The organism is uncultured Veillonella sp., assembly GCF_963524655.1.
GTDB lineage: Bacteria > Bacillota > Negativicutes > Veillonellales > Veillonellaceae > Veillonella.
In genome coordinates this window covers 1-3,456 of record NZ_CAURHA010000066.1, presented here as the reverse complement: position 1 = coordinate 3,456, position 3,456 = coordinate 1, and the positions used below count along the sequence as shown (strand labels likewise).

The following is a 3,456-nucleotide window of genomic DNA, read 5'->3' as shown; positions in this document are numbered from 1 at the left end:
GTTACCCAGTCGAAATATTGAGGTACCGTATTTAAATCGTGGTGTACGACGATGACCGTTTTGCCACGGGCTTTCATTTCTTGTAAAAGGGAGATAATGGCGTGCTCCGTCGTTTTGTCGACGCCCTTGAAAGGCTCGTCCATGAGATAAATATCTGCCTCTTGTACGAGGGCTCTCGCGAGGAACACACGCTGTTGTTGACCCCCTGAAAGTTGACGAATTTGCCTATTTACATAGTCGCTCATGCCCATTTTTTCAATCATGGAGAGGGCCAGCTCCTTATCCTTTTTACTTGGTCGTTTGAACCAACCTAGATGACCATAGCGGCCCATAAGTACAACGTCTAATACGGTAGTAGGAAAGTCCCAGTCTACGCTACCGCTTTGAGGTACATAGGCGATTTTCTTGTAATCCTTTTTGTCCATTGCAAGGTGGTGGTCGATATAAAACTTAACACTACCTGAGATAACTGTTAATAGACCTAACATGGCCTTTAATAATGTAGATTTACCGGCTCCATTAGGGCCGACGATAGCCGCTAAGGAACCGATAGGTACCTTCATATCTACGTCCCATAGTACGGGTTTTGTCGTATAAGCTACGGTCATATCTTCAACTTCAACAGCCCATTCCATAGAGACCTCCTTCTATTAATAAGTGCTACTAGCTGATATTGCTAGTAGCGCTTGTACTTACAATAACAAAGTATATTTAAAACTATCTAAGTCATAAGTCCGAACTGTAACCAGACCTGTAAATTTACTTTGTCGTATTTGATTAAGTTAATCAAATCATTGTTTATTTAAGTGCTTTAACGATGGTATCGATGTTAGCTTTTACCATGCCAATATATGTGCCGCCTTCAGTGCCTTCAGAACCGAGGGAGTCGGAGTATAATTCGCCACCGATAGCAACGTTCCAGCCTTTAGCCTTAGCTGCTTCTTGAACGGCTTCAATGGTTTTGTGTGGTACAGAAGATTCTACGAAGATCGCTTTAATTTTGTGATCTACGATAAATTGAACAAGTTCATTCACATCTTGTGTGCCAGCTTCTGTAGCAGTACTTACACCTTGCAAACCTTTTACTTCAAAGCCATAAGCGCGAGCAAAGTATTGGAAGGCATCGTGTGCTGTTACGAGAACGCGAGATTCTTTAGGAATAGATTCTGCTTGTGCTTTAATATATGCATCTGTTTCATCTAATTTAGTGAGGTATGCATCATAGCGTTTTTTGAAATCCTCTTTGTGAGCTGGATCTGCTTTCGCAAGACCTTCGTAAACTGCTTTGGCAGCAAGTTTCCAGTTAGCTACATCGAACCAAATATGAGGGTCTTTAGTTTTCACGCCATCTTCTTCATCAAAGTCGAGTAGAGTGGCTGGATCAATAGCGTCGGATACGCGGATAGTAGCTTTATTTTGTTTTGTTAAATTGTCGAAAATGGAACCCATTTTACCTTCTAAGTGAATGCCGTTGTACACCACAACATCTGCCTTAGACATAGTTGTTACATCGCCGGCGCTAGCTTGGTAGAGGTGAGGGTCTACGCCAGGTCCCATGAGTCCTTGGACGGATACATGATCACCGCCAATTTCTTTTACTAAATCTGTTAACATTGTAGTAGTAGCTACAACATTTAATTTTTTCTGATTGTCTTGGGCTGCATCTTTTCCACAGCCTGCTAATGCGAATAACATAAGTGCTAATGATACGACAATTAGTAAGATTCGATTAAATTTCATAATAAACCTCCTTTTATAGGTACAGCGTTAAAAACTTTAGTTATCTTGTTAATACATAAGTGATACAATCTACCCTTATTTAAGCGGAAAAATAGCCACTACTAACGTAGCGGCTAGTGGCAGTTATACGGTCTTCTGCTAAGGTCACAATTGTTAAGGGATGAGAGATTGTAGATGGTTTGGCCCAATGAGGGCAACGATACCAAGTACCATCATGACCTTCATTTGAATACGCTTTCTACGTCTCATGATGAACCTCCTTTGTGTAATTTTTTGTCATATCAACCTGATATGTAAGTCCGAACAGTTATCTTGAAATCAATATATCATAAATGAGAAATTTTATCAATAATAATTTATTCTTTAAATATTCATCTTTATTTAGTATGATATTATGCATAGACAAAATGAATAAGGAGGCTTATTATGAATAAATTATTCCGATACACTGCTGCAGCTGTACTCGTTGCATCTTTCGGCATGTTAGGTAATTATACAGCTGATGCGGCAAAGTTCTTAGAATCTCCAAGAGAGGTTCATATTGTAAAACCTGAGTTGCCTGAGATTCCTCAAACGGCTACGGTGTCACCAGATATGCGCGTACGCTTCTTGATTGATAAAAAAGGGAATGTTAAAAATGTTTTCGTTGAACGCTCCTCTGGTTATGCTCCTGTTGATGAAGCAGTAAAAAAAGCAATCATGCAGTGGAAATTCACACCTGCTATCGGCACGGATCAAAAGGCTCATGAATCTATTATTGGGATGACAATTACTCTGCCTAAGCATGCTGTAACAGCTAAATAAGGAGATAATGATGAATAAAGTGTTGCGTTGTACAATGTTGAGCGCATTGTTTGTAACTGGTTTGGTGGCCTCTGTATTGGCGGCGCCTTATCAACCGCCTACAGCGGTATCTACGCCAGCTGTAGACCAAGCGGTTCTTGCCGGTTATAGCGGTGCTGTTCATGGTGCAGATGTACGTTTTACCATCAATGAAGACGGCTCTGTAGGGGATATTGAGATTGTAGCATCTAGTGGATCTAGCGCTGTTGATGCGGCTCTCGTTGAAACTATTTCTACATGGCGATTTAATCCTGCTACAGACTCTAATGGTAATCCGGTAGCATCTTCTAAAACTGAATATATTGATTTTTAATATCTAATAAAAGCACTCGTACATGGTATGGGTGCTTTTTGTGTGAAATTTTTACAAAATAATAAAACTGTATCTGTAGCTACTGAAAATTACTTTCAAAATGATATAATAAAAGTATAATCATCAATTAGCCCTTGGAGGTATATACATATGAATCCATTAAAACAAAAGCTAGATATTAACAATGAACGCTACCGAATTATTGTATCTGTTAAAGAAGATTATTTAGACGGAAAATTGTCCTTAGAAGAAGGCAATCGTATTTTGAAAGAAAAATTAGGCACTTGCACACCTGATGAGTTTGCTTATGCAGAGCAAAGTTTAAAAGGTGTTTACAAGGATGAAGAAATCCTAGATAAGATGGATGACCTATTGAACTTGTTTGATGGCGTATTAGTTCGCGCAGAAAATGAGTATCCAGAAAATCATCCGTTGTGGGTGTACTTAGAAGAAATCAATGCTGTTGAAAAGGTCGCTCTTGAAGCAGATGAATTATTAAAGCAAGAGAAGTTTATTAAGAACCCATGGCTTGGTATCTTTGATTCGTTAGCGCAATGGAG

General features: G+C 39.4%; 4 protein-coding genes and 1 pseudogene. 3 read left to right on the top strand and 2 right to left on the bottom strand.

Features of this window, described 5'->3' with window-relative positions; all coding sequences use genetic code 11:
- Both RYM16_RS08855 and RYM16_RS08850 read right to left on the bottom strand, forming a co-directional pair.
- A partial coding sequence (locus RYM16_RS08855; protein ID WP_314983381.1) for an ABC transporter ATP-binding protein occupies nt 1–635 on the bottom strand: 635 nt, incomplete at its 3' end.
- A 163-nt stretch (nt 636–798) separates the two neighbouring features.
- A complete protein-coding gene (locus RYM16_RS08850; protein ID WP_287521573.1) occupies nt 799–1,740 on the bottom strand; it encodes a metal ABC transporter solute-binding protein, Zn/Mn family in 942 nt (313 codons plus the stop codon).
- Nucleotides 1,741–2,166: 426 nt separating this feature from the next.
- On the opposite strand from RYM16_RS08850, the gene RYM16_RS08845 reads away from it, so the two are divergent.
- From RYM16_RS08845 to RYM16_RS08835, 3 genes and pseudogenes are all read left to right on the top strand, one after another.
- Nucleotides 2,167–2,544 carry an energy transducer TonB gene (locus tag RYM16_RS08845; RefSeq protein ID WP_009351964.1) on the top strand — a complete coding sequence of 126 codons (378 nt, stop codon included), beginning with the start codon at nt 2,167–2,169 and terminating at the stop codon, nt 2,542–2,544.
- 10 nt (nt 2,545–2,554) lie between these two features.
- Nucleotides 2,555–2,896 (top strand): energy transducer TonB, encoded by a 342-nt coding sequence (locus RYM16_RS08840; RefSeq protein WP_265139088.1) that lies wholly within the window; start codon nt 2,555–2,557, stop codon nt 2,894–2,896.
- 150 nt (nt 2,897–3,046) lie between these two features.
- A pseudogene (locus tag RYM16_RS08835) lies at nt 3,047–3,456 on the top strand (diguanylate cyclase); the annotation flags it as partial.